We start from the raw sequence: 3,472 nt of genomic DNA on the forward strand, positions 1-3,472 counted from the left end.
CATCGGCGCACTGCCTGGCTCCTGCGCATACGCGCTCGAAACGAAGGGAAGCGCGAGCGAAGCAGCGGCGCCGCCCCTGAGCAGATTGCGCCTGGTTACGGCCCTGTCTTTACAATCCTGACACATGATATTCTCCTCCAAACCCCAAGAACCTTTGCACCCTGCCGATTCATTAGGGAGGGCGAATATACGTCGCGGCCACGAACAACGCCATTAATATTCATGGTCCCGTCCGGCAAGCATGACGAATCCGCGCCGCGCCCGGTTGCCTGCGCTGGCGACGCGGTGCGTGAAAGCCTCTCCGGCGTCGTCATCGAAGACCTCGACTGGCGCGCCTTTATCGACCGCTACCACAGGGAAGGGGGCTTTGTTCCGGCTCGACCCGCCCTATTTGGCTTGCGAGACGTGGTGCAGCAGGGACAGCTTCCTGCGTGCCGGCCTCGCTGAAATGGCGAAGCGGCTCGCAGGGATCAAGGGACGGTTCATCCCTTCGCTGAATGACCGGCCGGAGGCGCGGGAGCGCTTCTCGGCGTTTCAGTTCGCCGATGTGAAGCTCGACTACATGATCGGCGGCGGCGGGCAGAAGCCGGTGGGCGAGGTGTTCATGCCGGGCGGAAAGGATATTCGTCCAGACGGATACCTTCCCCTGTTCTGGGGAGGAATACCGCTCCGGCCAAGCCGCGCGGGGCGAGGCTGGTGCGCTGTTCCGGACAAGAGGTCGGGGACACTCTCTTGTGCGGAAGATTGTGTTCCTTCATAGTTTTTAATTACATGGCAGGTTTCGAAAATGCGCAGCAAGACAGTTTCTCTCAAATACTCGGGCTTCCTTCTCAAGCGCGCCCTGCCAATATTGGTGTTGACCGGCTGCATCGGCCTTGGCGTCTTGGGGCTCCTGATCTGGGCGGGTCAGGAGGCTGATCGCGTTTCGTACAATCGACAGGCTAGTCTGGCTCAACTCGTTGTTTCGCAACTGCGTTCCAAGGTCGCCCACAACCAGGAAAGTGTGACTGTATGGGACGATGCCGTCGAACAGGTGCGCGCGCGTGACAGCGAATGGATGGATAATAACCTTGGAGCCTGGATGCATGAGTACTTCGGACTCGATCAGGCCTATGTTCTCGATCCCTCGAATCAAGCTGTTTACGCGTTTGCGGATGGCGGACCGAGGGCTCCGGATGCGTTTGGCGTAGTCGAAGACGAAGCTCTGCCTTTGGTTCTTGCTCTTCGCGACAAGCTTCGGGTGGGCGACGACAGCCAGGTCAGCGATACCGTGCTCACGCCCGGCGTGTCTGATTTAGCCGTCATCCAGGGGCGTCCCGCTGTCGTCAGCGTCAAGCCAATCGTTTCCGATACCGGTGACATTCAACAGATACCCGGTGAGGAAAGCGTTCACGTGGCTGTGCGCTTCCTTGACGGAAGCCTGATCGAAGAGCTGAAGACCGACTATCTGTTTGAAGACCTGCATTTTTCATGGACGGCGAGCGATGCGCCGCATTATTCCAGCCTGCCCTTCTATGCGGCTGATGGATCCGTTTTGGGATACATGGTGTGGCATCCCCATCACCCGGGTGAAACGATGCTATCAAAGCTTATCCCGGTTTTGTCCGCCTTTATTGTATTGGCACTTTGCGCGATCGCGTTCTCTCTGTTCCTTTATCACAACCGTTCAAAAGAGCTGCAGGCGAGCGAGGAGCAGATCCGGTACATGGCGCTTCACGATCCGTTGACCGAACTTCCCAACAGGAACTATTTCAACGAGTACGTCGATGTCGAGTTGACCAAGGGAGGGGCGAGCGCCCTTCTGTTCCTCGATCTGGATCGGTTCAAGCAAGTGAACGATACGCTCGGTCACCCTTCAGGTGACGCTTTGATTCGCGAATTCGGTCAACGTTTGAAGGCTATCGTGCGTCAGGGCGATGTCGTTGCGCGCGTCGGCGGGGACGAATTTACCGTGATGCTCAGGGGAAAGGTCAGCGTGGGGGAAGTCGATGGTATCTGCCAGCGCATAGTCGATTCTGCCCGCCGTCCCTTTGTGCTCGGCGGCCAGGAAGTGTTTGTCGGCGTGAGCGTTGGAGTGGCGCTGGCGCCGCGCGATGGCAGTGACCGTGTCAGCCTGCTTCGGAGGGCCGATGTTGCCCTGTACTTTTCGAAGAACTCCGGCCGCAGCCGGTATACCTTCTTTTCCGAGAGTATGGACCAGTTGCTCAGCAGGCGCCAGGAGATGGAAGGGGATATGCGTGCGGCCCTGAAGGCCGGCAATGAATTTCAGGTTCACTATCAACCCATTATTGGCGCTCGCGACCATCGGGTCAAAGGGTACGAGGCGCTCCTGCGCTGGGAACATCCCAAATTCGGCTCGATCTCTCCCGAATTGTTCATTCCCATAGCGGAAGAAACCGGGCTGATCGAGGCTGTCGGCGCGTTTGTCTTGCGGGAGGCCTGCACCGCCGCAGCTGAGTGGTCCGGGAAGTCCGTTGCCGTCAATGTGTCCGGCATCGAACTCCGCGACGAAGGCTACGCCGCAAAAGTCAAAAATATACTGTTGTCCACCGGACTGTCGCCGCAGGCTCTCGAACTGGAGGTGACTGAAACAGCCGCGACCGACGAGGCCTCTGCCGTCGTCGCGAATCTCGACGCCCTGCGTGCAATAGGCGTGCAGATCGCGATTGATGATTTCGGGACTGGCTTCTCGTCGCTTGGCCGGCTGCGAACCCTGAATGTCGATCGCATCAAGATCGACAGAAGCTTCGTACGGGGGTTCGGCGAGAAAGCCGGCGATGAGGCTATAATCCGGGCCATTGTTGAGCTGGCCCACGCGAGTGGCCTCAAGACGACCGCGGAAGGCGTTGAAACGTCATTTCAGGACGCCGGTCTGATCAGGATTGGCTGTGACAGCCTTCAGGGCTTCCTGTACTCGAAGCCCGTTCCTCTTCGCGACATTGAACTCACTCGCTCTCCCGACAGCTCGCCCGGCTGAGTGCAAGAGCGGCGCGTGGACGTCGCCGTGGCGTGCGCTTGTTGCCGGCGCGGTCGGCCCTGTCGTTTTCTGCATCGCGTCGCTTTAAACCTCGATTGCCGTTTCGGCGTCTTCGACCGACCATGCCGGCTTAAGTCGTTTCGCATTTTTGGCTATCGCCGGATCGGCGTCCTGCTTGAGCGCAAGGGTATGATCATGAACCACAAGAAGCTTTATCGGCTCTATCGCGAAGAGGGGTTGTCGGTAAAACGCCGACGCGGACGGAAACGGGCACGTGGCTCACGTTCGCCGATGCCGCAGGCCGCTCATCCCAACGCCCGCTGGTCACTCGATTTCCTGTCGGACAGCTTCGGCGCGTCCCGCAAACTCCGCATGCTGGCGGTGATTGATGATTGCTGCCGGGAAAACCTGTGCCTGATTGCCGATACCAGCATCTCGGGTGGCATAATATCGCTCTTCCGCCTTGGCGGGCGGCATGTTTCCGATTGGCTCGAG

2 protein-coding genes and 1 pseudogene are annotated in these 3,472 nt (G+C 59.0%); all 3 read left to right on the plus strand.

Going from position 1 to position 3,472, the window contains the following annotated elements; all coding sequences use genetic code 11:
• Window positions 1–367 precede the first annotated feature (367 nt).
• Window positions 368–760, plus strand: coding sequence for a DNA adenine methylase (locus tag AC5DC2_RS21455; protein ID WP_024707172.1), 393 nt, complete (start codon window positions 368–370; stop codon window positions 758–760).
• A gap of 27 nt (window positions 761–787) precedes the next feature.
• Window positions 788–2,977 carry a putative bifunctional diguanylate cyclase/phosphodiesterase gene (locus AC5DC2_RS21460; protein WP_491699954.1) on the plus strand — a complete coding sequence of 730 codons (2,190 nt, stop codon included), beginning with the start codon at window positions 788–790 and terminating at the stop codon, window positions 2,975–2,977.
• A 141-nt stretch (window positions 2,978–3,118) separates the two neighbouring features.
• A pseudogene (locus tag AC5DC2_RS21465) lies at window positions 3,119–3,472 on the plus strand (IS3 family transposase); the annotation flags it as partial.

It is taken from the genome of Martelella sp., from assembly GCF_984369615.1.